Genomic DNA, 25,887 nt, shown 5'->3' on the forward strand with positions numbered 1-25,887 from the left:
AGTCAATACGATGAAAGAGGCGGTATTTTGTCTACGGGTAATTTGGATTTCGAACAGTTCCGGGTCTTCCTGGAAAAAGCCTGTGGCATTTTGCTTGGTGAAAACAAGCAATACCTGGTGTCGAGCCGTCTCAATAAGTTGATGGAGCAACAGGGCCTGAAATCGTTGGGCGAACTGGTCCAGCGCATCCAGACCCAGCCGCGCAGTGGGTTGCGCGAGATGGTGGTGGATGCCATGACCACCAACGAAACCCTGTGGTTTCGCGACACCTATCCGTTCGAGGTGTTGAAGAACAGGGTGCTGCCGGCGGCCATCAAGGCCAGTCCGGGGCAACGCTTGCGGATCTGGTCGGCGGCCTGTTCGTCGGGACAGGAACCCTATTCGCTGTCGATGTCCATCGATGAGTTCGAGCGGACCAATATCGGCCAGCTGAAAATGGGCGTGCAAATCGTCGCCACCGATTTGTCCGGAACGATGCTCAACAACTGCAAGACCGGCGAATACGACAGCCTGGCCATCGGCCGCGGCCTGTCGCCTGATCGCCTGCAACGCTACTTCGACCCCAAAGGGCCGGGTAAATGGGTGGTCAAGGCGCCGATCAAGAACCGCGTGGAATTCCGCTCGTTCAACCTGCTGGACAGCTACGCCAGTCTGGGCAAGTTCGACATCGTGTTCTGCCGCAACGTGCTGATCTACTTCTCTGCCGAAGTGAAAAAAGACATCCTGCTGCGCATCCACAGCACGCTCAAACCGGGCGGCTACCTGTTCCTCGGCGCCTCCGAGGCATTGAACGGTTTGCCGGACCACTACCAGATGGTGCAGTGCAGTCCAGGGATCATCTATCAGGCGAAGTGATTGCTTGGGTTGTCAAAAAAAACGGGAGTCCGCAAAGGCTCCCGTTTTTTTTTGCCTGCCGGTTTTTTCCAATGCACCACAGCCTCCTGTGGGAGCGAGCTTGCTCGCGATAGCGGTATTGCAGACGCCATCAATGTTGACTGACACACCGCTATCGCGAGCAAGCTCGCTCCCACATTTGATCCCCATTGCCTGGGTGGAAGCGGCAGAAAAGCGGCAGCCAGCGGAAACCGATTGCCGCTTTTCTGGCATTGCCGCTTTGCCGATGCCCGCAAAAGCCCCGGTTTATGGGCTTTTTGAAAGTGGCACGACGCTTGCTATGTCCATCGTACGTAAATTCTGGTCACCCGAAGGTTTCCAACATGAGCATCAGTTTCGATAAAGCGCTCGGCATCCACGAAAAGGCCCTGAGCTTCCGAGCCCAGCGTGCCGAAGTCCTGGCCAACAACATCGCCAACGCCGACACCCCGAACTTCAAGGCTCGGGACCTGGACTTCTCCAAAGTGCTCGCCGAGCAGAACGAGAAAGCCAAGAACGGCCACTTCGCCCTGAACATGACCAACAGCCGTCACATCGAAGCCGAAGGCCTGGGCAATGCCGATGAGTCGCTGATGTACCGCACGCCGATGCAGCCTTCGATCGACCAGAACACCGTGGACGCTCAACTGGAACAGTCCAACTACACGGAAAACTCCGTGAACTTCCAGGCCAGCTTCACCCTGCTCAATAGCAAATTCAAAGGGCTGGTATCGGCCCTGCGCGGAGAGTAAGTCATGTCGATTGCGAGCGTATTCAACATTGCCGGCAGCGCCATGAGTGCCCAGACCACACGTCTGAACACCGTCGCCAGTAACATCGCCAACGCCGAGACCGTGTCGTCGAGCATCGACCAGACCTACCGTGCCCGTCACCCGGTGTTCGCCACCATGTTCCAGGGCGGCCAATCCGGCGGCAGCGACTCGCTGTTCCAGGAGCAGGACGCCGCAGGGCAGGGTGTGCAGGTGCTCGGCGTGGTCGAAGACCAGAGCAACCTCGACGCACGCTACGAGCCGAACCACCCGGCCGCCGACGCCAAGGGCTACGTCTATTACCCGAACGTGAACGTCGTTGAAGAAATGGCCGACATGATTTCCGCCAGTCGTTCGTTCCAGACCAACGTCGAAATGATGAACACCGCCAAAACCATGATGCAGAAGGTCCTGACCCTCGGTCAGTGATAAGGGGCGAGTCACATGAGCGTCACCAACACCACCAGTGGTTTGAGCCTCAACGAGATTCTGGCCAACTCCTCGGTCAAGACCAACACCACCACCGATGGCCTGGCCTCGGCGACGAATGCGGCTACCGGTTCCAAGGAACTGGGCAAGGATGCGTTCCTGCAATTGCTGGTCACCCAGCTGAAAAACCAGAACCCGCTGGAGCCGCAGGATAACGGCGAGTTCGTTGCCCAGTTGGCGCAATTCAGCAGCCTGGAAGGCATCACCACACTCAACGAAACCGTGAGCGGTATTGCCGGCAACTACAACTCGTCCCAGGCCCTGCAAGCCTCGTCACTGGTGGGCCGTTCGGTCATAGCCCCGGGTAACAAGGCTGTGGTCGATACCTCCAAGAGCCTCAACGGCACGGTGGTGGTACCAGCCTCGGTGTCCTCGCTCGCGATCAAGATCGCGGACAAGGACGGCAAGACCGTTCGTACGATCGAGCTGGGTAGCCAGAATGCCGGTAATTCGGCCTTCATATGGGATGGCAAGAACGATGCGGGCACCACCCTTGAGTCGGGTACTTACACCTTCACCGCTTCGACCACTATCGACGACAAGCCCGTGTCGCTGATCACCAACCTGCCGGCGACCGTCAGCAGCGTGACGATCAGCCAGACGGGCGGTGAGCTGATGCTCAACCTGGCCGGGCTGGGCAGCATCGCCCTGTCCAAAGTACAAACTATTGGTATGTAGAGCCGACTAAACCGGCAAAAGGAGTGCAACATGTCTTTCAACATCGGCCTTAGCGGTCTCTATGCAGCCAACAAGCACCTGGACGTGACCGGCAACAACATCGCCAACGTGGCGACCACCGGTTTCAAATCGTCCCGTGCGGAATTCGAAGACGTCTACTCGGCCACCAGGCTGGGCAGCGGCACCAAGACCGTCGGTAACGGCGTGCGCCTGGCCAACGTCTCCCAGCAGTTCAGCCAGGGTGACGTCAACAACACCGGCAACGTGCTGGACATGGGCATCCAGGGTTCGGGCTTCTTTGTCCTGAGCAACGACGGTTCCCTGAGCTACACCCGTGCCGGTACGTTCAAGACCGACAAGGAAGGTTTCATCACCAACAGCGATGGCACTGCGCGTTTGCAGGGCTATGGCGTGGATGCCAATGGCAACATCCTCAACGGTATTCTGACCGACCTGCGTATCGACACTTCCAACCTGCCGCCGCAAGCGACCAGCCTGGTTTCGTCGACGATTAACCTGAATTCGACGGCGACGCCGATTTCCCAGGCGGCTCCCTACGTATTCGATCCAACCGATACCGCCACGTTCACCAAGCAATTCACCACACCTGTCTACGATACCCAGGGCAACCAGCACTCGATGGACCAGTACATGGTCAAGACTGGCGCCAACACGTGGGATGTCTACACCCTGATCGATGGCCGTAACCTCAATGGCAGTGCGCCGGTTGCGCCGAACGCTCCCGTTCCTTCGACGATGACCTTTGATTCGAGTGGTAAGTTGGTTCAGGTCAGTACTCCAGGACCGGTCACAGTTCCGCCGACCGCGCCGACCATCAGTAACGATTTGGAACTGGACGGTTGGGTGCCGGGTACCGTGACCAACGGCGTGTGGACCGCCAACGGTGCCGGTTCGTCGACGATTACGGTCTCCATGGCCAACACCACCCAATTCAACGCTGACACCGCTCGGTCAATCCCTGCCCAGAACGGCTACGCCACCGGCCAGATCACCAACCTGACCATCGATGGTAGTGGTGTACTGCTGGCCAACTTCAGCAACAACCAGACCAAGCCGATCGGTCAGCTCGCCCTCGCCAGCTTCACCAACGAGCAAGGTTTGCAGCCGGTAGGCGGCAGCAGCTGGAAAGAAACCTTCGCGTCGGGCATCCCGGGCTACGATGCCCCGGAAACCGGCACCCTGGGTTCGATCGTCTCCAACTCCCTGGAAGAGTCCAACGTCAACCTGACCAACGAACTGGTCGAGCTGATCAAGGCCCAGAGCAACTACCAGGCGAACGCCAAGACCATCTCCACCCAGAGCACCATCATGCAGACCATCATTCAGATGGCTTGATATCGAAGGTCGCTTGAACGCTGCACAAGAAGCCCCTCGCAAGAGGGGCTTTTTTGTGGGTGGGTGTTTTCGGGGGGGCTGTCCCGGCCTCATCGCGAGCAGGCTCGCTCCCACAGGTGGACGCATTCCAATGTGGTCACTGGCTGAACCAAAGCCGCTCCCACAGGGATTTTCAGTGAGCGCAAATCTTGCGAACGAACCGGAACATATGTGGGAGCGAGCCTGCTCGCGATGGGGCGCGCCCAGTCGCTACTTTTCTCAAGGCAAAAGAAAACCCCCGATAAACCAGCGGTCTATCGGGGGCTTCTTTAGCAAGCGCCTTGCAGCGCCCACCTACTCAGCTTATTGGCAAGCTTCGCAATCCGGCTCATCGATGGCGCAGGCCTTTGGCACGGGGGCCGGGCCGGCTGGAGCGGCCAGGACCGAATCGTCACCGTGGTTGCCGCCGCTGGAAACAGCGTTCAGCTTGCCGGTGTTGATGGTCGACTTCTCGGTGCTGGTGGCGGCCAGGGCACGGAGGTAGTAGGTGGTTTTCAGGCCACGGTACCAAGCCATGCGGTAGGTCACGTCCAGCTTCTTGCCCGAGGCGCCAGCGATGTACAGGTTCAGCGACTGAGCCTGGTCGATCCACTTCTGGCGACGGCTGGCCGCGTCGACGATCCACTTGGTGTCCACTTCGAACGCGGTGGCGTAGAGCTCTTTGAGCTCTTGCGGGATGCGCTCGATCTGCTGCACCGAACCATCGTAGTACTTCAGGTCGTTGATCATGACCGAGTCCCACAGGCCGCGGGCCTTGAGGTCGCGAACCAGGTACGGGTTGATCACGGTGAATTCGCCCGACAGGTTCGATTTCACATACAGGTTCTGGTAGGTCGGTTCGATCGACTGCGACACGCCGGTGATGTTGGCGATGGTGGCGGTCGGTGCGATGGCCATGATGTTGGAGTTACGGATGCCTTTCTGTACACGGGCGCGAACCGGTGCCCAGTCCAGGGATTCGTTCAGGTCAACGTCGATGTACTTCTGGCCACGCTGCTCGATCAGGATCTGTTGCGAGTCCAGTGGCAGCACGCCCTTGGACCACAGCGAACCCTGGAACGTCTCGTACGAGCCGCGCTCGTCGGCCAGGTCGCAGGAAGCCTGGATCGCGTAGTAGCTGACCGCTTCCATGGACTTGTCGGCGAACTCGACCGCAGCGTCCGAACCGTACGGGATGTGCTGCAGGTACAAGGCGTCCTGGAAGCCCATGATGCCCAGGCCGACCGGACGGTGCTTGAAGTTGGAGTTCTTCGCCTGCGGCACCGAGTAGTAATTGATGTCGATCACGTTGTCGAGCATGCGCACGGCGGTGTTCACGGTGCGTTGCAGCTTGGCGGTGTCCAGCTTGCCATCGACGATGTGGTTCGGCAGGTTGATCGAGCCCAGGTTGCAGACGGCGATCTCGTCCTTGTTGGTGTTCAAGGTGATCTCGGTGCACAGGTTCGAGCTGTGGACCACGCCCACGTGCTGCTGCGGGCTGCGCAGGTTGCACGGGTCCTTGAAGGTCAGCCATGGGTGGCCGGTTTCGAACAGCATCGACAGCATCTTGCGCCACAGGTCTTTGGCCTGGACGACTTTGAACAGCTTGATCTTGTTGTACTCGGTCAGGGCTTCGTAGTACTCGTAGCGCTCTTCGAAAGCCTTGCCGGTCAGGTCATGCAGGTCTGGAACTTCGGATGGCGAGAACAGGGTCCACTTGCCGTCGTCGAAGACGCGCTTCATGAACAGGTCAGGGATCCAGTTGGCGGTGTTCATGTCGTGGGTACGACGACGGTCATCACCGGTGTTCTTGCGCAGCTCGATGAACTCTTCGATGTCCATGTGCCAGGTTTCCAGGTAGGCACACACCGCGCCCTTGCGCTTGCCGCCCTGGTTGACCGCGACCGCGGTGTCGTTGACCACTTTGAGGAACGGCACGACGCCCTGGGATTTGCCGTTGGTGCCCTTGATGTACGAGCCCAATGCGCGAACCGGAGTCCAGTCGTTGCCCAGGCCGCCGGCAAATTTGGACAGCATGGCGTTGTCGTGGATGGCGCCGTAGATGCCCGACAGGTCGTCCGGTACGGTGGTCAGGTAGCAGCTCGACAGTTGTGGACGCAGGGTGCCGGCGTTGAACAGCGTCGGGGTCGAGGCCATGTAGTCGAAGGACGACAACAGGTTGTAGAACTCGATGGCACGGTCTTCACGCTGCTTCTCTTCGATCGCCAGGCCCATGGCCACGCGCATGAAGAAAATCTGCGGCAGTTCGAAACGGATACCGTCCTTGTGGATGAAGTAACGGTCGTACAGGGTTTGCAAGCCCAGGTAAGTGAACTGCTGGTCGCGCTCGTGGTTGATCGCCTTGCCGAGCTTTTCCAGGTCGAACTCGGCCAGTACCGGGTTCAGCAATTCGAATTCGATACCCTTGGCGACGTAGGCCGGCAAGGCCTTGGCGTACAGGTCGACCATCTCGTGGTGGGTCGCGCTCTCGGCGACTTCCAGGAAGCTCAGGCCTTCGGCACGCAGGGTGTCCATCAGCAGGCGGGCGGTCACGAAGGAGTAGTTCGGCTCGCGTTCCACCAGGGTCCGCGCGGTCATCACCAGTGCAGTGTTGACATCCTTGAGTGCGACGCCGTCATAGAGGTTTTTCAGGGTTTCGCGCTGGATCAGGTCGCCGTCGACTTCTTCCAGGCCTTCGCAGGCTTCGGTGACGATGGTGTTCAGGCGACCCATGTCCAGCGGCGCGAGGCTGCCGTCGGCGCGTGCGATGCGGATCGAAGGGTGAGCCAGTACCGGGGCGTCGGCCGGGGTGCGGATGGCGCGTTCCTTGGCGCGCGAATCACGATAGATCACATAGTCACGCGCCACTTTCTGCTCGCCGGCACGCATCAGGGCCAGTTCGACCTGATCCTGGATTTCTTCGATGTGGATGGTGCCACCCGACGGCATGCGACGCTTGAAGGTTGCGGTGACTTGCTCGGTCAGGCGGGCCACGGTGTCGTGGATGCGCGACGAAGCGGCGGCGGTGCCGCCCTCAACTGCGAGAAACGCTTTGGTGATGGCGACGGTGATCTTGTCATCGGTGTAAGGAACGACAGTGCCGTTACGCTTGATCACACGCAGTTGGCCAGGCGCGGTAGCGGCCAGATCCGAGTTCGAATCAGCGGCCAGCGGCGCGGTGCCCTGCGGGTTCTCGCGAGTTGTGTCGGTGTGCATGGGTGTCTCCACATTCTCTATGTTTGTTTGGGCACCATCACGGTGCCCACCGTTCCGTCCTGAAGCACTACAACCGACTGGCGCCGGGTATAACAACTTCGGGACAGTAGGAAGCAGGCCTGAATACCGCTTCCTTCCGAAGTTCTGGGCTTCGAGCCTGGGCTCGAAACCGGATTGCAGAGGTGCCTGCAATGGACTGCAACACCCGTACCGTTCCGGTCGTTTTGACCTTGAAACGATGGCCATCCGCAGGGGGCGGTCTGGTCTTGGGGGAATGCGGTGTTTCAGTCGGACAAAGGCAAGAAAAGCGCTTGAATTATCTGTCCGACTTGTGTTTGGTTTTTGGTCGAAAACCCTACATGTAGGGTTTTTTACGCGACGGGCTACAAGATAATGCGTTTTGGGGGATGAATGCAACGTGCTACCTGTGGATAAGCCTGTGCGTAATTTGTGTGCGAAACGTGGAACAGCTCTGTAGGCCGCGACCTTGCTGGAGTGGACCTTTTTTCATCGTTTTAACGATCCGAAAACAGCCCGATGGTTTTTGCGGGCGCGGACGTTACCACACAAGTCCCGCGCGACCGAACGCATTTGTCCGCTTGTTTTATGCAGGGCCGGCGTTTATACAATCGGCCCGTGCATGGGCATGCTTATCCTCCTTTAACATGACAAAAAGACGGGAGGATCTGGATTCTATATTTGGAGCGGACGTCTTGTGGCGAGGGAGCAAGCTCCCTCGCCACAAGTCAGGTGCCTATCCTTTCTTCTATATACACAACAAGACGAGGCCCCCCCGTGGAACAAGAAGCCTGGCAGGTATTGATCGTCGAGGATGACCAGCGGCTGGCCGAGCTGACTCGCGAGTACCTGGAAAGCAACGGCCTGCGCGTGGCCATTGAAGGCAACGGTGCGGTGGCGGCGGCGCGGATCATTGCCGAGCAGCCGGACCTGGTGATCCTCGACCTGATGCTGCCCGGCGAGGACGGCCTGAGCATCTGCCGCAAGGTACGCGAGCATTACGACGGGCCGATCCTGATGCTCACCGCCCGCACCGACGACACCGATCAGATCCAGGGCCTGGACCTGGGCGCCGACGATTACGTCTGCAAGCCGGTGCGGCCACGCTTGCTCTTGGCCCGCGTCCAGGCCCTGTTGCGACGCAGCGAACCGGAACCGGCCACGTCGCAAAAGCCACGGCGCTTGCAATTCGGCCCGCTGGTAGTGGACAACGCCTTGCGCGAAGCCTGGCTGCAAGACCACGGCATTGAGCTGACCAGTGCCGAGTTCGATCTGTTGTGGCTGCTGGTGTCCAACGCCGGGCGCATCCTGTCCCGGGAAGAGATCTTCACCGCCCTGCGTGGCATCGGTTATGACGGCCAGGACCGCTCCATCGACGTGCGCATCTCGCGCATCCGTCCCAAGATCGGCGACGACCCGGACCATCCACGGCTGATCAAGACCATCCGCAGCAAGGGTTATCTGTTCGTTCCTGAAGCTTGCGTAGACCCGACGTCGTGAACTCGATCTTCCTGCGCATTTACGGCGGCATGTGCGCGGCCCTGGTGCTGGTGGCGGTGCTCGGCGTGCTGGCCCTGCATTTGCTCAACCAGACTCGCAGTGAGCAGTACCGCGAGCGTCTGGCCCACGGCACGTTTTCCTTGATGGCCGATAATCTGCGGCCCATGAACGACACCGAGCGACGCCGGGCCCTGGCGGTGTGGGAACGCCTGCTGGGCATTCCCCTGGCGTTGCAGACTTACGCCCAGACCGATCTGGATCTCGGCCAGCGCACCCGTGTCATGCGCGGCCAGGCCCTGGTGGAGCAGACCGGGCCCCATGCGGCGAAAGTTTATCGGCTGGTCAGCGACGCTGAAAAACTGATGCTGGTCGGGGAGGTCCGTCAGATCAGCGAGCAACTGGCCCGGGCAACTATCTACCTGCTGGCCGATGAGTTGGTGCGTTACCCGGTGGCCGAGCAGCCTGAACGCCTGGCGCAACTCAAGCAGGAAAAAGGCTTCGGGTTTGACCTGCGGCTGATGCCCATTACGCAGGCGGACATGGACGAAGACCAGCGTCGGCGCGTGGCCGAGGGCGACACGGTCATGGCGCTGGGCAAGGGCGGTGACTCGATCCGGGTGTTCGCCGGCATGGTCGGTACGCCGTGGGTGCTGGAAATCGGCCCGTTGTACCAGATGAACCCTTATCCGCCTGAGTGGCTGGTGCTGATCGCGGCGCTGGGGTTGAGCCTGATCGGGCTGATCGTTTACCTGTTGGTGCGCCAGTTGGAGCGGCGCCTGCGTGGTCTGGAATCGGCCGCCACCCAGATCGCCCAGGGCAGCCTGGAAACCCGGGTGCCGGCTCGCGGTGCTGACTCGGTAGGGCGATTGGCCGCCGCGTTCAACGGCATGGCCGAACACTTGCAGCAGTTGTTGGCGATTCAGCGGGAGCTGGTGCGTGCAGTGTCCCATGAGTTGCGCACCCCGGTGGCGCGCCTGCGTTTTGGCCTGGAGATGATCGGCAGCGCTACCACGCCCCAGGCCCGGGACAAATACCTGGCGGGCATGGATCACGACATCGAAGACCTGGATCGGCTGGTGGACGAGATGCTGACCTATGCGCGACTGGAGCAGGGATCGCCGGCCCTGAACTTCCAGCGCGTGGATCTGGATGCGCTGGTCAATCAGGTCATTGAAGAGTTGGGACCGCTTCGGGCCGGGATTACGGTCGAGCGCGGCCTGTGCCTGTCTGCCGCTGATTGCGATGGCGCCTGGGTCGAGGCCGAGCCGCGCTTCTTGCATCGGGCCCTGCAGAACCTGGTGAGCAATGCGATGCGTCACGCCAGCTCCCGGGTGACGGTCAGTTACCAGGTGGGTCAGTTGCGTTGTCGGGTGGACGTCGAGGACGACGGGCCCGGCGTGCCGGAGGCGGCGTGGGAGCGGATCTTCAAGCCCTTCCTGCGCCTGGACGACAGCCGTGCCCGTGCTTCAGGTGGTCATGGGTTGGGGTTGTCGATCGTGCGGCGGATCATCCACTGGCACGATGGCCGGGCGTTGATCGGCAAGAGCAAGAGTCTGGGTGGGGCCTGCTTCAGCTTGAGCTGGCCGCGGCATCAGGACAGGTCTTGAAGGTGTGGCGCCTGTGCGGGCTTTATCGCGAGCAGGCTCGCTCCCACATTGAAATGCAGTCTCCTGTGGGAGCGAGCCTGCTCGCGATAAGGGCCTGAAAAACGCGACAAATCTCAGGCCTTGATCCCCACCAGACTCAACAACTGCCCATCCTTCACACCAAACTGCGCCGACAGTTCACTGCCATGACGCCACTCGGCCGACAGGTCGGTGAGCAACTGCAGCCGAACCTGTCCGCTGTGGGTCCATTCCAGCACTTGGGCATGTTCGAAATAAAAGCGCTGCCTGACGATCGGGTACAGCGCCTTGAACAGGCTTTCCTTCACGGAAAAGGTCAGGGTCACCAGCAATGCTCGGTCATCTTGCGCGGTCGCGGCCATGCGCAGCAGTTCTGGCGGGGTGAGGATTTCACCGGCCAGGCGCTCGGCGCGCTCGGGATCGAGCAGGTTTTCCAGGTCCATGCCCAGCCCTTGCCAGTGTTGTTTTCTGGCGACGATGGCCGCGGCCCGGCCGGTGCTGTGGGTGATCGAGCCACTGACATGGGCCGGCCATACCGGGGCGCGGTCGTCACCGATGGCCGGCACGCACGTCTGGCCGTCCAACTGATGAAGGGCCGCTCGGGCGCAGATCCGCCCGGCAAGAAATTCCGCCTGACGCTTGGCCACCGAACGCTGGATGCTCGCGGGCGGCTCGATGGCACTGTTCGGAAAATCATCAGCGCTTAGCAACAACGGATCGAAGCGGGTGCTCAGCAGCAGGGTATCGGGCAGGACTTGAGGCAACAGCCATTGATCGTCCAGGGGCGTGCAGCAGGCGGGCAGGGCGGGGAGAGCGTTCATGCCCGGCATTTTGCCGGGTTGGCTTGAGGCTGGGTAGTGGGGCATAAAGATTGTGAGCGGGTGAAGCTTTGTGGCGAGGGAGCTTGCTCCCTCGCCACAGGGGTTGTTTCAGCTGAAGGATGGGGTTCAGCCAAAAATCTTCTTGAAGAACTTCTGCATGTCCGCCCAGGACTTTTCATCGGCTTGTTTGTTGTAGCCAATATCCGGCCCGCCATGTTCGCCGTGACCCAGGCGGTCGGCGTCGGGGTTGCTGAAGCCGTGCTTGGCGCCTTCAAGGTTGACGAAGGTGTAGTCGGCACCGGCCTTGTCCATTTCGCTCTTGAACGCGGTGACGTTGTCCGGGGTGACCATGCTGTCCAGCGCGCCATGTTCGACCAGGACCTTGGCCTTGACGCTGCCCGGTGTTGCCGGGGTATTGGTGACCAGGGCGCCGTGGAAACTCACCACGCCGGCCAGTGGAACACCCTGGCGCGCCGCATCCAGCACCACTTTGCCGCCGAAGCAGTAACCGATGGCGGCGATTTTGTCCGGGTCGGTATGGGGTTGTTTCTTCAGCAGGTCGAGGCCGGCCTGGAACCGCGCACTGGCCGCCTTGCCGTCCTTGAGAGCCGCCTGCATGAACGCCATGGCGTCCTTGGGGTGCTCGGTGTTCTTGCCGTCGCCGTACATGTCGATGGCCAGCGCGCTGTAGCCCAGGCCCGCGAGGTCACGGGCGCGGCGCTTGGAATAATCGTTCAGCCCCCACCATTCATGTACCACCACCACGCCCGGGCGCGGGCCTTTGACCGCGTCGTCGTAAGCGTAGTAACCCATCAGTTTGGTGCCGTCGGCACTGGTGTAGGGGATCTCCTGGGTCTGGATGGCGGCGTGGCTCGCAGCGCTAAAGGCCAGAAGTACAACAGCAAGCAACCTGTGCATGACGGATCTCCTTGATAAGTGCAGGGGGTGAGACAGAACACTTTAGCCGATTCATTCAGCGCAGGTTCAGAGAACGTTCAAGGGCCATTCAGGGACGGTTGGTTAACGTGGCTGTGACTTCACAAACCACCCACGTTGCACAGGAGCTTGAACATGACTCACATGAAAACTCTGCTGTTGGCTTTCACGGTGCTGGGCGCCAGCGCCATGGCCCACGCCGATGACAACTTCGCCAGCCTGACCCTCGGCCAGACCAGCGACAAGGTCAAGAAGTCCGACGCGCTGAACGCTAACCTCAATCACCCGAACGCCGACGGTATCATCGGCAAGGACACCACCTATGGCGTCCGACTGGGCCGGCAAAACGACCAGGGTCGCTACTACGCCACGTACGACAACGTTTCGGGCACTCACAATGGCATTAAATTGCGCCAGGAAAACCTGCTGGGCAGTTACGATATGTTCTATCCGGTCACCGGCAGCACCAAGCTGTTCGGCGGCGGTACGGCGGGCCTGACCAAACTGACCCAGGACTCCCCCGGCTATAGCCGTGACAGCGATATCGGCTACGCGGTGGGCTTGCAGGCCGGCATCCTGCAGAAGGTTTCACAAAACACCTCGCTGGAACTGGGTTACCGTTACCTGCGCAGCAACGCCAGCACCGAGATGAGCCCCCACGCAGGTGGCAAGGTGGGATCGCTGGACCTGACCAGCAGTGCCCAGACTTATCTTTCGGCCAACTACACGTTCTAAGGCTGGAAGGTGAGCGTGGTCAGCCGGATCGGCCCAAGACGATCCGGCGCCGCTTCTCGTAAACCGATGTGCATGACTGGACTGTTCGATTTGCCTGGGAGAGCCCCATGAAATTACTGGTCGTCGAAGACGAAGCCTTGCTGCGCCATCACCTGCAGACCCGTCTGACCGACAGCGGCCATGTGGTGCAGGCCGTGGCCAATGCCGAGGAGGCCTTGTATCAGGTCGCGCAATTCAATCACGACCTGGCGGTGATCGACCTGGGCTTGCCGGGCATCAGCGGGCTGGAGCTGATCCGCCGGTTGCGCTCCCAGGACAAGACCTTCCCGATCCTGATCCTTACTGCCCGCGGCAACTGGCAGGACAAGGTCGAAGGTCTGGCCGCCGGTGCCGATGACTACGTGGTCAAGCCGTTTCAGTTCGAAGAGCTGGAGGCCCGCCTGAACGCGTTGTTGCGCCGTTCCAGTGGTTTCACCCAGTCGACCATCGTGGCCGGTCCGTTGCTATTGGACCTCAATCGCAAGCAAGCGTCCCTGGGTGAGGAAGCGTTGGCGCTGACGGCCTATGAATACCGCATCCTTGAATACCTGATGCGCCATCATCAGCAGGTGGTCGCCAAGGACCGCTTGATGGAGCAGCTTTACCCGGATGACGACGAGCGTGACCCCAATGTCATCGAAGTGCTGGTGGGGCGTCTGCGGCGCAAACTGGAAGCCCCGGCCGGCTTCAAACCGATCGAAACCGTGCGTGGCCTGGGTTACCTGTTCAACGAGCGTTGCCAGTGATTCGTTCGCTACGGTTGCGGTTGATGCTGGCCGCCATGACCCTGGCGGTGTTGTTCATGCTGGCACTGCTGCCGGCCATGCAAGGCGCGTTCAGCCTGGCCCTGCAGGAGTCCATCGAACAACGCCTGGCGTCGGACGTGACCACGCTCATTTCCGCTGCCCGTGTGGAAAACAACCGCTTGAAGATGCCGGCGCAATTGCCCGATGAGCGCTTTAACCTCGCCGATGCCCGTCTGCTGGGCTACATCTATGATCGCGACGGGCGCTTGGTGTGGCGGTCCAAGGCCACTCGGGAAGAGAACATCAATTACACGCCGCGCTACGACGGCCAGGGCAATCAGTTCGCGCGTATCCGCGAAGACAACGGCCAGGAGTTTTTCGTCTACGACGTCGAAGTCAAACTGCTCGGTGGCCAGAGTGCGGCGTTCAGTTTCGTCACCCTGCAACCGGTGCGCGATTACGAAGTGACGCTCGACGGCCTGCGGGAAAATCTCTACCTGGGCTTCGGTGCTGCGCTGGCAGTGTTGTTGGCCCTGTTGTGGATTGGCCTGAGCTGGGGACTTCGCGCGTTGAGGCGCCTGAGCCAGGAACTGGACGAAATCGAAAGCGGCAGCCGGGAAAGTCTCAGCACCGAGCACCCTCGGGAGCTGCTGCGCTTGACCGGTTCCCTCAACCGCCTGTTGCATGGCGAGCGGGAGCAGCGCAGCCGCTATCGTGACTCCCTCGATGATTTGGCTCATAGCCTGAAAACCCCGCTGGCGGTGCTGCAAGGCGTGAGTGAAGACATGGCCCGGCGCGCCGATGATCGTGGACAGGCCTGGGTGCTGCAAAGCCAGATCGAGCGCATGAGCCAGCAGATCGGCTATCAGTTGCAGCGCGCCAGCCTGCGCAAAAGTGGCCTGGTGCGCCATCAGGTGCGCTTGCGCCCGGTGCTGCAAAGCCTGTGCGATACGCTGGACAAGGTCTATCGCGACAAGCGCGTCCACGTCAGCTTCGATCTGCCGGAGCAGTGCCATGTGCCGATCGAGCAGGGCGCCTTGCTGGAAATGCTCGGCAATCTGTTGGAAAACGCCTATCGGCTGTGCCTGGGCGAGGTGCGCATCAGCGTGCATCAGACCCTCGGCGGTATTGAATTGTGTGTCGAGGATGACGGGCCAGGTGTGCCGCCGGATCAACGCGCGCGGATTCTGCAGCGTGGTGAGCGGCTGGATCGCCAGCATCCGGGGCAGGGCATTGGGCTGGCGGTGGTCAAAGACATCATCGAAAGCTACGGCGCCCGGTTGACCCTGGGGGATTCAGAGTTGGGCGGGGCGGCATTTCGGATTCATTTTCCGGTGCTTTGACTGCTAACGGATACCTGCTGGGATCAGACCTGTGGGAGCATGACTTGCCCGCGATGGCGGTCTCAAGGGCGCCATCGCGGGCAAGCCAAGCTCCCACATTTTGATCTGAGGGGCGCGCGGGTTGTGTGTCCACTGAAAATCTGCAGCCCCTCCATCAACTCTCCTGCTCCCGATAAGCCCCCGGCGTCACCCCCGTCCATTTCTTGAATGCCCGGTGAAACGCCGACGGTTCAGAGAATCCCAGCTGTTCGGCAATCTGCTGCAACGACAGGTCCGCGCGTCCCAGATGGTAGATGGCGATATCCCGCCGCAGCTGATCCTTGAGTTCCTGGAAGCTGGTGCCTTCCTCCCGCAGATGCCGGCGCAACGTCTGCGGACTGATGTGCAGATGGGCGGCGACGGTGTCCAGATCCGGCCAGCGTGCGGCGTCGCGGCTGAGCAGGCGGCGTAGCTGGCTGCTCAGGCTGTTGCCATCGTCAGGGCGTGACAGCAGGTCGGCGGGAGAGTGTTCAAGAAAGTGCTTGAGGGTTCGTTCGTCCTGCAGCAACGGCATATCCAGGTAGCGACTGTGGAACAACAGGCTGCAACGTTGCGCCTGGAACACCAGCGGGCAGGGGAACAACAGATCGTACTCAGCCCCATGGGCGGGCTTGGCATAGCTGAATGTCGCCTGTTCCAGACCGATCCGCTGGCCGATCAGCCAACTGCCGAGGCGATGCCAGATCACCAGCAGGCTTTCGGCCAGGAAATGGTCGGGGTCGCGCAGTGTCGTTTCATCCAGGTTCAAACGCACCCGTTCCCCTTCGGCCTCAAGCGTCAGGCTCGGGGCGGCGGGGAAGAGGCTGTAGAACAACAACCCGCGCTGAAGTGCCTTGCCCAGGGTCCGGCAGTGGATCAACGCGTGACACATCATGGCAAACGTCCCGGGTTTACTGGGGGCCAGACCAAATCCCAGATACTCGTCCCCCAGTGCCAGCCGCAGGGCCTGCAACAGGCTGGCGAACTGCGCTGGTGCTATGCGTGCTCGCGGCTCGTCCAACAGCTCGGGGCTGATGCCCAGCTGTTGCAACAAGGGAACGTAATCGAAACCTTGCCGGCGCGCACCACCCAGGGCGGCGCGGGCGAAGTGGCTGGCGATGGTGCGTTGGCGCATGGCAGGAATCCGTTTATTGAGCTGCCGATGGTAGCAGGGGCCTTGCGCTCGACAAGGCGGATATCCGCCAAATCCCGGAGCGAGAACGGCCTTGTGGGCGGGAATCCGCCATCTGCGTCTGGCTGTTCAGGTCTGTTTACCCGCGTGTAGCCCTTGTAGCTCAGGGGTTGTAGGCATTTTCCGGAAAATGGCATGGGCCTTGCGATAGGCATCCGCAGGTCTGCCGCCGTGCAGCCGCCAAAACAAATCCCTCCAGTGCAGGAGGGTTCGCAATTGAGGTTTCGTGGACGACAGGTGGATGTTGTCACACGGGACGCTTGAGGAAGGTTTGCCATGACGACTCGTCAGCCACTGTACAAATCCCTGTATTTCCAGGTGATCGTAGCCATTGCCATCGGCATTTTGCTCGGCCACTTCTATCCGCAGACCGGCGTTGCCCTCAAACCGCTGGGTGACGGATTCATCAAACTGATCAAAATGGTCATCGCCCCCATCATCTTCTGTACCGTTGTCAGCGGTATTGCCGGCATGCAGAACATGAAGTCGGTGGGCAAGACCGGTGGCTACGCGCTGCTGTACTTCGAAATCGTCTCCACGATCGCCCTGTTGATCGGTCTGGTCGTGGTCAACGTCGTGCAACCGGGCGCCGGCATGCACATCGATGTGACGACCCTGGACACCAGCAAGATCGCCGGTTACATCTCGGCTGGTAAAGACCAGAGCATCGTGGCCTTCATCCTCAACGTGATCCCGAACACCATCGTCGGCGCGTTCGCCAATGGCGATATCCTGCAAGTGCTGATGTTCTCGGTGATCTTCGGTTTCGCCCTGCATCGCCTGGGTGCCTACGGCAAGCCGGTGCTGGACTTCATCGATCGCTTCGCCCACGTGATGTTCAACATCATCAACATGATCATGAAACTGGCGCCGGTCGGTGCGTTCGGTGCCATGGCGTTCACCATCGGCGCCTACGGTGTCGGTTCGCTGGTGCAATTGGGCCAGTTGATGATCTGCTTCTACATCACCTGTGTGGTGTTCGTCCTGGTGGTGCTGGGCGCCATCTGCCGGGCCCACGGCTTCAGTGTCGTCAAGCTGATCCGTTACATCCGTGAAGAACTGCTGATCGTGCTGGGCACTTCCTCGTCGGAATCGGCCCTGCCACGCATGCTGATCAAGATGGAGCGTCTGGGCGCACAGAAATCCGTAGTGGGTCTGGTGATCCCGACCGGCTACTCGTTCAACCTCGACGGCACTTCGATCTACCTGACCATGGCTGCGGTGTTCATCGCCCAGGCCACCGACACGCCGATGGACCTGACTCACCAGATCACCCTGCTGCTGGTGCTGCTGCTGTCGTCCAAAGGTGCTGCCGGCGTGACCGGTAGCGGCTTCATCGTGCTGGCGGCCACCCTGTCGGCTGTGGGTCATCTGCCGGTAGCCGGCCTGGCGCTGATTCTGGGTATCGACCGCTTCATGTCCGAAGCCCGCGCCCTGACCAACCTGGTGGGCAATGCTGTGGCCACCATCGTGGTTGCCAAGTGGGTCAAGGAACTGGACGTAGACCAGTTGCAGAGCGAACTGGCTTCCGGCGGTCGCGGCATCTCCGACACCCGTGAAGAAGACGACCTGGGCGTGGCCGAAGGCCCAACCCCTGCTGCTGTGAAGTAACTTTTCGCTGCAATAAAAAACCCGCTTCGGCGGGTTTTTTTATTGGAGGGATTTTTCAGTCGAGGATGCTGTTGCTGAGCGCAATGGTCAGCCAGACTGACACCTGCGGTAATTGCTCCACCGCCAACCCCTGCCTAGTCTTGAGGGCATCATCACGCGGAGATCGCCCATGCAAGGCCCACTGGCATCGCTCAAGGTTCTGGACTTCTCGACCCTGCTGCCCGGCCCGTTCGCCTCGTTGTTGCTGGCGGACATGGGGGCCGAGGTGTTGCGCATCGAGTCGCCGACCCGCCCGGATCTGTTACGGATACTGCCGCCCCATGATCAGGGCGTCTCGGCCAGTCATGCCTACCTCAACCGCAACAAGCGCAGCCTGGCCCTGGACCTCAAGCAGCCGGCGGCGCTGGAGGTGATCAAGCAGTTGCTGGGCGACCACGACATCCTGCTGGAACAGTTCCGCCCCGGTGTGATGGAGCGGCTGGGCCTGGGGTACGAAGCCTTGAAGGCGATCAATCCCCGATTGATCTACGTGTCCATCACCGGCTACGGCCAGACCGGGCCCTACAAGGATCGCGCCGGCCACGACATCAACTACCTGGCCCTGGCGGGGCTCGCCAGCCACACCGGGCGTGCCGACGCCGGGCCATTACCGCTGGGCATTCAGGCGGCGGACATCGCCGGTGGTTCCCTGCACGGGGTGATCGGGCTGTTGGCGGCGGTGATCGCCCGTCAGCAGACCGGGCAGGGCCAGCATCTGGACGTGAGCATGACCGACTGTGTGTTCAGCCTCAACGCTTTGGCCGGTGCCGGTTATCTGGCCTGCGGCGTGGCACCTGAGTGGGAAAACCAGATGCTCAACGGTGGCAGCTTCTATGACTATTACCGCACCCGGGATGGCCGTTGGATGTCGGTGGGCAGCCTGGAGCCGGTCTTCATGCAGGCGTTGTGCGAGACCCTGGGACGGCCGGAGCTGGCGGCCCAGGGGCTGTCGCCCCATCCAGATCAGCAACGGCAGCTAAAGCAGCAATTGCAGGCTGAATTCCAGAAGCATGATTTCGCTGAGCTGTGCCGGTTGTTTGCGGGGGTTGATGCTTGCGTCGAACCGGTGCTGAGCCTGGAAGAAACACTCAGGCATCCCCAGTTGGCGGCCCGGGACGTCGTGACCCAGGTGCCTCGTGGCGATGGTTCGAGCCAGGCGCAGATGGCCTGTCCGTTGAAGTTCTCGCACGGCTTGCCCGAGCCTCGGCATATTGGCGCGGGGCTGGGAGCGCACACGGATCAGGTGTTGGGGGAGTTGGGGTTTAGTGTTGAGCGGATTGCGCAACTGCGCGATGCCGGGGTGGTTTTGTAGCGTTCTTTCGGGCCTCATCGCGAGCAAGCTCGCTCCCACACTGGATCTATAGCACTCACAGAATCCCTGTGGGAGCGAGCCTGCTCGCGATGGGGCCAGCCCAGACGCAACAAAAACCTGCTACTCCACCCGCGTCTCCCCACTGAACACCAAGGTATTGCGGCAACTGCGGCACAAATAGCGGCGCCCCTGACGTACCAGGCTGTGACGCTGGGCCGAGAAGGGGAAGTCGCTGCCGTCGCAGGGGCATTTGTAGATGTAGCGGGTCACGCTGCGGCGCTTGATCTCGTAGGTATGGCAGCGGTTGGGCGGCAGTTCGTACACGCCGCGCATGATCAGTTGCCACTCTTCACCATGAGGCTGAATGCGTTCGCCGAATAGCTGATGGGCAATCAGGTGCGCAACCTCGTGGGCGACGGTCTGCTTGAGAAAGTCTTCGGCGTTTTCCCGGTACAACTGTGGATTGAAGCGCAGCAGATTCTCATGCAGGTGCGCGACACCGGCCTTCTGGCCACGCAATTTGAAGCTGACCACGGGACGTTTGAAAGGACGTTTGAAAAAGGTTTCGGCTTGTTGGTAACACTCTTCGACGCGGGTATTGAGTTGCTCAAGCATGCTGTACGGGTCTCCAGAGGCTTGAGTATGCCGCAAGCGCCGGCCGTTGCGAATCGCCCAGACGCCCAGTGGTCGTTTCGCCAGCGCCAAACACAGGAAGGCCGCCTTGCGGCGGCCTGTATTGGCAGATATTGCTTTGTTTTCAGAAGGGAACCCTGAGCGGGTTCGAACGCTTCAGTTGGTATACACCGGACCGACGCCCAGCCCCCAGACAATCACCGTAAACGCCATGATAGCCACCAGCACCACCAGACCCACGGCAAGCACCGAACTGGAAAACAGAAAACCCTCGTCCTGAGGAATATTCATGAAAGTGGGCAGGCCCACATACAGCAGGTAGACGGTGTAGCAGATCGCTGCCGTACCGACGATCATCCCCAGCCACATGTGCGGATAGAGCGCCGCCAGGCCGCCGATGAACAAGGGGGTCGCGGTGTAGGTGGCGAATGCGACGCAGCGCGCCAGGCTCGGGTTGGCGTCATAGGTGCGAGCCATCCAGTGCACGAAGGCGCCCATCACCGCCACACCGCCCAACATGGCGAGGTACGACATGATGGTCATCCACAGCGCACTTTCCTGGGTGAGCATCACCGGAGGCCGGTTGCCGATGACCCATCCTACCTGCGTGGTGCCGATAAACGCCGATACCGCGGGAATGGCCGCCAGGATCAGCGTGTGGGTGAGGTACATGTGGCTGATGCTTTCCTCCTGATCGCCACGGATTTCTTTCCATTCTTGATCAGGGTGGGTAAAGAGCCCCACGACATGATGGATCATAGTCAGTCACTCCTTTGTTATTGCCATCGCCCCCCAACGGAGCGCCTACGGGCCAAACGGCCGAGTAAGTACAGGTCTGTAAGTGTGTGCGACCTTATGTCGCAGTATAGAAAGGAGTTCTCGCCAGGGGGATGGGGGGCTTAGAGCAAATCGCGCTGTAAAGGAGCAGGCTAATCGCGGCGTGATCTGTGAGCGCTTCCCATGGCCAAGAGATTTCCTGTGGCGAGGGAGCTTGCTCCCGCTCGGCTGCGAAGCAGACGCCAACAGACGAGCCCAGAGGGCTGCTTCGCAACCCAGCGGGAGCAAGCTCCCTCGCCACAGGGGCGGTGCCATATTCGGGATTTTTTGCGTAAAATGCCGGCCTTTCGTCACACCTCACGGATTTCGCGTCATGGGCACTCTTACGGTCAACCAGAACAAACTGCAAAAGCGCCTGCGCCGCCAGGCCGGTGAGGCGGTCGCTGATTTCAATATGATTGAAGACGGCGACAAGGTCATGGTCTGCCTGTCCGGCGGCAAGGACAGCTACACCTTGCTCGATGTGCTGATGCATTTGCAGAAGGTTGCGCCGATCAAGTTCGACATTGTCGCGGTGAACATGGACCAGAAGCAGCCCGGTTTCCCCGAGGATGTGTTGCCGGCCTACCTTCAATCGCTGGGCGTGGAATATCACATCGTCGAGAAGGACACCTATTCGGTGGTCAAGGAGCTGATCCCGGAAGGCAAGACCACTTGCTCGCTGTGCTCACGCCTGCGTCGTGGCACGCTCTACACCTTTGCCGACCAGATCGGCGCGACAAAGATGGCCCTGGGGCACCACCGCGACGACATCGTCGAGACCTTTTTCCTCAACATGTTCTACAACGGCTCGCTCAAAGCCATGCCGCCCAAGCTGCGCGCCGATGACGGGCGCAACGTGGTGATCCGCCCGCTGGCCTACTGCAGCGAGAAAGACATCCAGGCCTATTCAGACTTCAAGCAGTTCCCGATCATCCCTTGCAACCTGTGCGGCTCCCAGGAAAACCTGCAACGCCAGGTGGTCAAGGAGATGCTGCAGGAGTGGGAGCGCAAGACCCCGGGCCGCACCGAGAGCATTTTCCGCGGCTTGCAGAACGTCGTTCCGTCGCAACTGGCGGACCGTAACCTGTTCGACTTCACCAACCTGCGCATCGACGAAAGCGCCACGCCGCGATTCGTCAACGTGGTGAACCTCTGACGAACTCAGCGGCTCCTATTCACGGCGCTCGTGGCCAGGTCACTTAGAGCGCCGTTTTCATTTCCGACCCCAGGAGAGGGCATGCGCGATTACAAGTGGCTGCACGAGTATTGTCTGAACCGCTTCGGTTCGGCGGCTGAACTGGAAGCCCACCTGCCTGTTCCCAAGACCCCGGCCCAACTGCGCAAGATCAGCGACGACCGCTACCTCTCGACCATGGCGCTGCGGGTGTTTCGCGCCGGGCTCAAGCACAGCCTGGTGGACGCCAAGTGGCCGGCGTTCGAGGAAGTGTTTTTCAAGTTCGACCCGGAAAAAGTCGTGCTGATGAGCGCCGAGCACCTGGAGCGGCTGATGCAGGACGCGCGGATCATCCGTCACTTGGGCAAGCTCAAGAGCGTGCCGCGCAACGCGCAATTGATACTGGACGTGGCCCATGAAAAAGGCAGCTTTGGCGCGCTGATCGCCGACTGGCCGGTGACCGACATCGTAGGCCTGTGGACCTACCTGAAAAAGCACGGCCATCAACTGGGCGGTCTGTCGGCTCCGCGTTTCCTGCGGATGATGGGCAAGGACACTTTTGTGCCCAGTTATGACGTGGTGGCGGCGCTCAATGCGCAGGACATCATCGACAAGGTTCCCACCAGCCTGCGGGATCTGGCGACGGTGCAGCAGGCCTTCAACCAGTGGCATGAAGAGAGTGGTGGAAGGCCCATGAGCCAGATTTCGATGATGCTGGCGTATACCGTCAATCATTGAGGCCGCATCGCGAGCAGGCTCGCTCCCACATGAGATTTGTGGCGTTCACAGATTCCCTGTGGGAGCGAGCCTGCTCGCGATAGCCATCTATCAGGCGACGGAAATCTCGCCTTCTCCAGCCAACCGCCGGTTCAACTGAAACCGCCAACGCACATACAGCAGCGCCGAGCAGAACACCGCCACGCTCGCCGTCATTTCCAGCAAGCCGAACACCTGTCGGTTCGGGTCATAGGCCGCCAGCGCGCCTTTGATGAAGTACAGGTTTACCACAAAGCACATCCACGAATGCCCGCGGGGGCTGCCGCTGATCATGCCTGGCGCCAGTATCAGCAGCGGCACCAGCTCGATCAGCAGAATCACCCAGGGGCGCGCGCCGTGCAGGTCGGCGATCAGCAGGTAATACACACAGAGCAACCCCACCAGCCCGAAAAAGCACAGCAGGCTCAGGACCCGGGCGATGCGTACCCGCGGTTCCAGCCACTGAATGGGCGGCAGGATTTTCGGCTTCTTAGCCACGGCCGTTCTCCAGCAGTAGGGCGGTTTTTGCCAGGCGCAAGCCCAGTGCCCGGCACAGCGCCACTTCATGTTCGTTCAAGCCGCTTTTACCGTCGGCCCCGGCATGATGGCTCGGGCCGTACGGCGTGCCTCCGCCCTCGGTTTCGATCAAGGCTGACTCGCTGTAGGGCAGGCCGGTGATCAGCATGCCGTGGTGCAACAGCGGCAGCATCATCGACAGCAAAGTGGTTTCCTGGCCGCCATGCAGGCTCGCGGTGGAAGTGAACACACCGGCCGGCTTGCCCACGAGGGCGCCGGTCAGCCACAGGTTGCTGGTGCCATCGAGAAAGTATTTTAGCGGCGCGGCCATGTTGCCGAAACGGGTCGGACTGCCCAGGGCCAGGCCGGCGCAGTTTTTCAGGTCATCGAGGCTGGCATACAGCGGGCCTTGTTCGGGAATGTCCGGCGATACCGCTTCGCACTCGGCGGAAATCGCCGGCACCGTGCGCAACCGCGCTTCCAGCCCGGCCTGCTCGATGCCCCGGGCGATCTGCCGGGCCATTTCGTTGGTCGAGCCACTGCGGCTGTAATACAACACCAGAATGTACGGTGTGCTCACGGCAGGATCTCCAGGATCTTCTCTGGCGGGCGGCCGATCACGGCCTTGTCAGCGGTTTCCAGAATCGGTCGTTCCATGAGTTTGGGGTGAGCGGCGATGGCGGCGATCAGTTGGGACTGGCTCAGGTTTTCATCGGCCAGGTTCAGGGTCTTGTATTCGTCCTCACCGGTGCGCAGCAGTTGCCGGGCAGTGATGCCGAGCTTGGCCAACAGGCGTTCCAACTGCGCTTCGTCGAGCGGGGTTTCCAGGTAGCGGACCACGGTGGGCGTCAGGCCACGGGCCTCCAACAGTTCCAGCGCACCGCGGGATTTGGAGCAGCGCGGGTTGTGATATAGCGTCAGATCGGTCATGAGCGGGTCGCATCTTGCGTAAGGTGGCGGCTATTCTACTGTGTCGCGAGGTACCAGGCACCTGAGACGGGCGCGTTCGAAAACGGTGGGCCGCGCCGACGTTCACATTCAATACAAGGATTGGCACATGGCAAGGCGATTGACGAAGGCACTGGCATTCATGGGGATTTTGTTGCTCGCCGGCTGCGGGAATGACTATGGAGTTGACCAGAACGGTCAGGCTATCGCCTCAAAACGGCTGGATAAACAGTGGGTGGTGCTCAACTACTGGGCCGAGTGGTGCGCACCGTGCCGTACCGAAATCCCCGAGTTCAATGCCCTGGCCGAACAGCTCAAGGGCCGTAACGTGGGGGTTTTCGGGGTCAATTTTGATCAGGTGCAAGGTGAGGAGCTCAAGAGCGCCAGCGAGAAAATGGGCATCGGCTTCACCGTGCTGGCCCGGGACCCGGCCGACTTTTTTGATATCCCGCGCAGCGAAGGGTTACCGGTGACTTACATCATCGACAACCAGGGCAAGGTGCGCGAGCAGATGCTGGGGGAACAGACGGCGGCGGCGGTGATGGCCAAGCTTGAGGCGTTGCAGGCGTTCAAATAACCCCTCTTTGTGGCAATGAGCAAGGAGGCAAGGAGGCTTTTGTGGCGAGGGAGCTTGCTCCCGCTGGGCTGCGAAGCAGCCCCAAAAGTGACCTGCCACCCGCGCAATCTCAGATAGAACAGAGGGGGCCGCTGCGCAGCCCAGCGGGAGCAAGCTCCCTCGCCACGGGTGCAACCTATGTCCGTGTTTTAACGGGTCTCAACCTTCCTCCAGCCACCACCGCAGGGGCTTGCCCTGGGCCGGCCAGAAGCGCATTTGCTCGATGGGCGAGATGTCCCAGCGTTCGACCTTTTCCAGGGCCTGCAAAAAGCGCGTCTCCTGCTCCATCAGCGCCGGGGCGCAGAGTTTGCGGGTGCTGCCGATCTTGCCGAAGCTCAATCGGTGGCCTTCCAGGGTGTAGGGCGCGAACCAGTGGTTACAGCCGCCGTTGCCGTAGGCCCGACCGTCGTCCCCGAGGGTGATGGTCAGGTTGCTGTAGTCCATCAAGGGCCGTTCGCCAATCCATTCCAGGATGTAGCTGCGGTTTTGCTGCAATTGCACCGGCTCGGCGGCGCAACCCATCAGGCCGGCGCCGATCAGCGCGGTCAGGGCCAGGCGTTTCATCAGGCGGCTTCCTGGCAGGTCGGGCACAGGTGTTTTTCACCGACGGTGGTCCAGCCCAGCTCGGCAATGCGCGCGGTGGCGGCCGGCTTCTGCGCCTTGACGCCGAGCTTGGCGTCGACGGCAAATTCAAAGCTCAGTTGCTTGGCGCAGCGGTCGCAGTTGACCTGCCAGGTGTGGATCGCCAGCTCCCCGAACACCGGGCCGGTGGTCATGGCGGTCCATTGACCCATGGGCTTGAGCAAGTGCCGAACGGTGTCCACGGTCAGGCGCATGGACAAATCCTTGCTGCCTTTGAGGGTGACGAGCAGCACATCGTTGGCCTGAATCGAACCGCCGTTGCCGGTGACCTGATAACGGCCCGGCGCCAGGGCGCGGACCTCGGTCAGGGTGTGTTGCGGGTTCATCAGGGTGTAGCGGAAATCGTGTTCGGCCATGGGTCCTCCAGATAGGCGCGATATGCTAGCACGGGCCATGGGTTGGGATGATCCAGGCGACGAAATCCCCTGTGGGAGCGAGCCTGCTCGCG

26 protein-coding genes are annotated in these 25,887 nt (G+C 60.9%); 15 read left to right on the top strand and 11 right to left on the bottom strand.

Going from position 1 to position 25,887, the window contains the following annotated elements:
• The first annotated feature begins 27 nt into the window (after positions 1–27).
• The 5 genes from cheR to flgE all read left to right on the top strand — a co-directional run bounded on the left by cheR (position 28) and on the right by flgE (position 4,166).
• Positions 28–855, top strand: coding sequence for a protein-glutamate O-methyltransferase CheR (cheR, locus tag MKS85_RS21920; protein ID WP_139049357.1), 828 nt, complete (start codon positions 28–30; stop codon positions 853–855).
• Between the two features lie 362 nt (positions 856–1,217).
• On the top strand, positions 1,218–1,625 hold the full coding sequence (gene flgB / locus MKS85_RS21925) for a flagellar basal body rod protein FlgB (protein ID WP_047228758.1): 408 nt from the start codon (positions 1,218–1,220) through the stop codon (positions 1,623–1,625).
• A gap of 3 nt (positions 1,626–1,628) precedes the next feature.
• Positions 1,629–2,072 (top strand): flagellar basal body rod protein FlgC, encoded by a 444-nt coding sequence (gene flgC, locus MKS85_RS21930; protein WP_014339780.1) that lies wholly within the window; start codon positions 1,629–1,631, stop codon positions 2,070–2,072.
• A 15-nt stretch (positions 2,073–2,087) separates the two neighbouring features.
• Positions 2,088–2,810 (top strand): flagellar hook assembly protein FlgD, encoded by a 723-nt coding sequence (gene flgD, locus MKS85_RS21935; RefSeq protein WP_047228757.1) that lies wholly within the window; start codon positions 2,088–2,090, stop codon positions 2,808–2,810.
• A gap of 30 nt (positions 2,811–2,840) precedes the next feature.
• Positions 2,841–4,166, top strand: a complete 1,326-nt coding sequence (flgE, locus tag MKS85_RS21940; RefSeq protein ID WP_139049359.1) for a flagellar hook protein FlgE — start codon at positions 2,841–2,843, stop codon at positions 4,164–4,166.
• Positions 4,167–4,508: 342 nt separating this feature from the next.
• Here flgE and MKS85_RS21945 read toward each other — a convergent pair whose 3' ends face one another.
• Positions 4,509–7,400: a ribonucleoside-diphosphate reductase subunit alpha gene (locus MKS85_RS21945; protein ID WP_139049360.1), complete on the bottom strand. Its 2,892-nt coding sequence runs from the start codon at positions 7,398–7,400 to the stop codon at positions 4,509–4,511.
• 795 nt (positions 7,401–8,195) lie between these two features.
• Between MKS85_RS21945 and MKS85_RS21950 the strand changes: the two genes are divergently transcribed.
• Entirely contained in the window at positions 8,196–8,918 is a 723-nt protein-coding gene (locus MKS85_RS21950; protein ID WP_047228754.1) for a response regulator, read from the top strand.
• Entirely contained in the window at positions 8,915–10,525 is a 1,611-nt protein-coding gene (locus MKS85_RS21955) for an ATP-binding protein (protein WP_047228753.1), read from the top strand. Before MKS85_RS21950 ends, MKS85_RS21955 begins: the two co-directional genes overlap by 4 nt.
• Before the next feature lie 113 nt (positions 10,526–10,638).
• Here the strand turns inward: MKS85_RS21955 and MKS85_RS21960 are convergent, their stop codons facing one another.
• On the bottom strand, positions 10,639–11,364 hold the full coding sequence (locus MKS85_RS21960; protein ID WP_197685215.1) for a 4'-phosphopantetheinyl transferase: 726 nt from the start codon (positions 11,362–11,364) through the stop codon (positions 10,639–10,641).
• Positions 11,365–11,490: 126 nt separating this feature from the next.
• Positions 11,491–12,282: a dienelactone hydrolase family protein gene (locus tag MKS85_RS21965; RefSeq protein WP_047228751.1), complete on the bottom strand. Its 792-nt coding sequence runs from the start codon at positions 12,280–12,282 to the stop codon at positions 11,491–11,493.
• A 153-nt stretch (positions 12,283–12,435) separates the two neighbouring features.
• Here MKS85_RS21965 and MKS85_RS21970 point away from each other — a divergent pair, with 153 nt between their 5' ends.
• The 3 genes from MKS85_RS21970 to MKS85_RS21980 all read left to right on the top strand — a co-directional run bounded on the left by MKS85_RS21970 (position 12,436) and on the right by MKS85_RS21980 (position 15,163).
• A complete protein-coding gene (locus MKS85_RS21970) occupies positions 12,436–13,035 on the top strand; it encodes a hypothetical protein (protein WP_107321731.1) in 600 nt (199 codons plus the stop codon).
• Positions 13,036–13,142: 107 nt separating this feature from the next.
• Positions 13,143–13,820 (top strand): response regulator, encoded by a 678-nt coding sequence (locus MKS85_RS21975; RefSeq protein ID WP_047228749.1) that lies wholly within the window; start codon positions 13,143–13,145, stop codon positions 13,818–13,820.
• Complete coding sequence (locus tag MKS85_RS21980; RefSeq protein ID WP_188252300.1) at positions 13,817–15,163, top strand: ATP-binding protein; 1,347 nt, start codon at positions 13,817–13,819, stop codon at positions 15,161–15,163. The genes MKS85_RS21975 and MKS85_RS21980 overlap by 4 nt, the downstream gene beginning before the upstream one ends.
• 154 nt (positions 15,164–15,317) lie before the next feature.
• On the opposite strand, the gene MKS85_RS21985 is transcribed toward MKS85_RS21980, so the two are convergent.
• Positions 15,318–16,316 carry an AraC family transcriptional regulator gene (locus MKS85_RS21985; RefSeq protein WP_310663135.1) on the bottom strand — a complete coding sequence of 333 codons (999 nt, stop codon included), beginning with the start codon at positions 16,314–16,316 and terminating at the stop codon, positions 15,318–15,320.
• Positions 16,317–16,649: 333 nt separating this feature from the next.
• Here MKS85_RS21985 and MKS85_RS21990 point away from each other — a divergent pair, with 333 nt between their 5' ends.
• Together MKS85_RS21990 and MKS85_RS21995 are read left to right on the top strand one after the other, a co-directional pair.
• Positions 16,650–17,984 carry a dicarboxylate/amino acid:cation symporter gene (locus MKS85_RS21990; protein WP_047228746.1) on the top strand — a complete coding sequence of 445 codons (1,335 nt, stop codon included), beginning with the start codon at positions 16,650–16,652 and terminating at the stop codon, positions 17,982–17,984.
• Between the two features lie 169 nt (positions 17,985–18,153).
• Complete coding sequence (locus MKS85_RS21995) at positions 18,154–19,335, top strand: CaiB/BaiF CoA-transferase family protein (protein ID WP_139049362.1); 1,182 nt, start codon at positions 18,154–18,156, stop codon at positions 19,333–19,335.
• Between the two features lie 120 nt (positions 19,336–19,455).
• Here the strand turns inward: MKS85_RS21995 and MKS85_RS22000 are convergent, their stop codons facing one another.
• Together MKS85_RS22000 and MKS85_RS22005 are read right to left on the bottom strand one after the other, a co-directional pair.
• Complete coding sequence (locus tag MKS85_RS22000) at positions 19,456–19,950, bottom strand: SprT family zinc-dependent metalloprotease (RefSeq protein WP_047228744.1); 495 nt, start codon at positions 19,948–19,950, stop codon at positions 19,456–19,458.
• Between the two features lie 174 nt (positions 19,951–20,124).
• Entirely contained in the window at positions 20,125–20,727 is a 603-nt protein-coding gene (locus MKS85_RS22005; protein ID WP_047228743.1) for a Yip1 family protein, read from the bottom strand.
• A gap of 391 nt (positions 20,728–21,118) precedes the next feature.
• On the opposite strand from MKS85_RS22005, the gene ttcA reads away from it, so the two are divergent.
• Both ttcA and MKS85_RS22015 read left to right on the top strand, forming a co-directional pair.
• On the top strand, positions 21,119–21,943 hold the full coding sequence (ttcA, locus tag MKS85_RS22010; RefSeq protein WP_047228742.1) for a tRNA 2-thiocytidine(32) synthetase TtcA: 825 nt from the start codon (positions 21,119–21,121) through the stop codon (positions 21,941–21,943).
• Positions 21,944–22,024: 81 nt separating this feature from the next.
• A complete protein-coding gene (locus MKS85_RS22015; RefSeq protein WP_076383753.1) occupies positions 22,025–22,699 on the top strand; it encodes a DNA-3-methyladenine glycosylase I in 675 nt (224 codons plus the stop codon).
• A 90-nt stretch (positions 22,700–22,789) separates the two neighbouring features.
• On the opposite strand, the gene MKS85_RS22020 is transcribed toward MKS85_RS22015, so the two are convergent.
• Genes MKS85_RS22020 through arsC form a run of 3 tightly spaced genes read right to left on the bottom strand, consistent with a single transcriptional unit; the run spans position 22,790 to position 24,163 of the window.
• A complete protein-coding gene (locus MKS85_RS22020; RefSeq protein WP_047228740.1) occupies positions 22,790–23,215 on the bottom strand; it encodes a DUF2069 domain-containing protein in 426 nt (141 codons plus the stop codon).
• Complete coding sequence (wrbA, locus tag MKS85_RS22025; RefSeq protein ID WP_047228739.1) at positions 23,208–23,813, bottom strand: NAD(P)H:quinone oxidoreductase; 606 nt, start codon at positions 23,811–23,813, stop codon at positions 23,208–23,210. Before wrbA ends, MKS85_RS22020 begins: the two co-directional genes overlap by 8 nt.
• Positions 23,810–24,163 (bottom strand): arsenate reductase (glutaredoxin), encoded by a 354-nt coding sequence (gene arsC, locus MKS85_RS22030; protein ID WP_107321733.1) that lies wholly within the window; start codon positions 24,161–24,163, stop codon positions 23,810–23,812. Before arsC ends, wrbA begins: the two co-directional genes overlap by 4 nt.
• Positions 24,164–24,290: 127 nt before the next feature.
• On the opposite strand from arsC, the gene MKS85_RS22035 reads away from it, so the two are divergent.
• Positions 24,291–24,758, top strand: coding sequence for a TlpA disulfide reductase family protein (locus MKS85_RS22035; RefSeq protein WP_188252299.1), 468 nt, complete (start codon positions 24,291–24,293; stop codon positions 24,756–24,758).
• A 198-nt stretch (positions 24,759–24,956) separates the two neighbouring features.
• On the opposite strand, the gene MKS85_RS22040 is transcribed toward MKS85_RS22035, so the two are convergent.
• A complete protein-coding gene (locus tag MKS85_RS22040; protein ID WP_047228736.1) occupies positions 24,957–25,361 on the bottom strand; it encodes an META domain-containing protein in 405 nt (134 codons plus the stop codon).
• Positions 25,361–25,795 (bottom strand): hypothetical protein, encoded by a 435-nt coding sequence (locus tag MKS85_RS22045; RefSeq protein ID WP_047228735.1) that lies wholly within the window; start codon positions 25,793–25,795, stop codon positions 25,361–25,363. The genes MKS85_RS22040 and MKS85_RS22045 overlap by 1 nt, the downstream gene beginning before the upstream one ends.
• Positions 25,796–25,887: the final 92 nt, after the last annotated feature.

Origin of the sequence: Pseudomonas sp. JL2, assembly GCF_031570495.1 — a bacterium.
In the GTDB taxonomy this organism is placed as follows: Bacteria; Pseudomonadota; Gammaproteobacteria; order Pseudomonadales; family Pseudomonadaceae; genus Aquipseudomonas; species Aquipseudomonas rhizophila.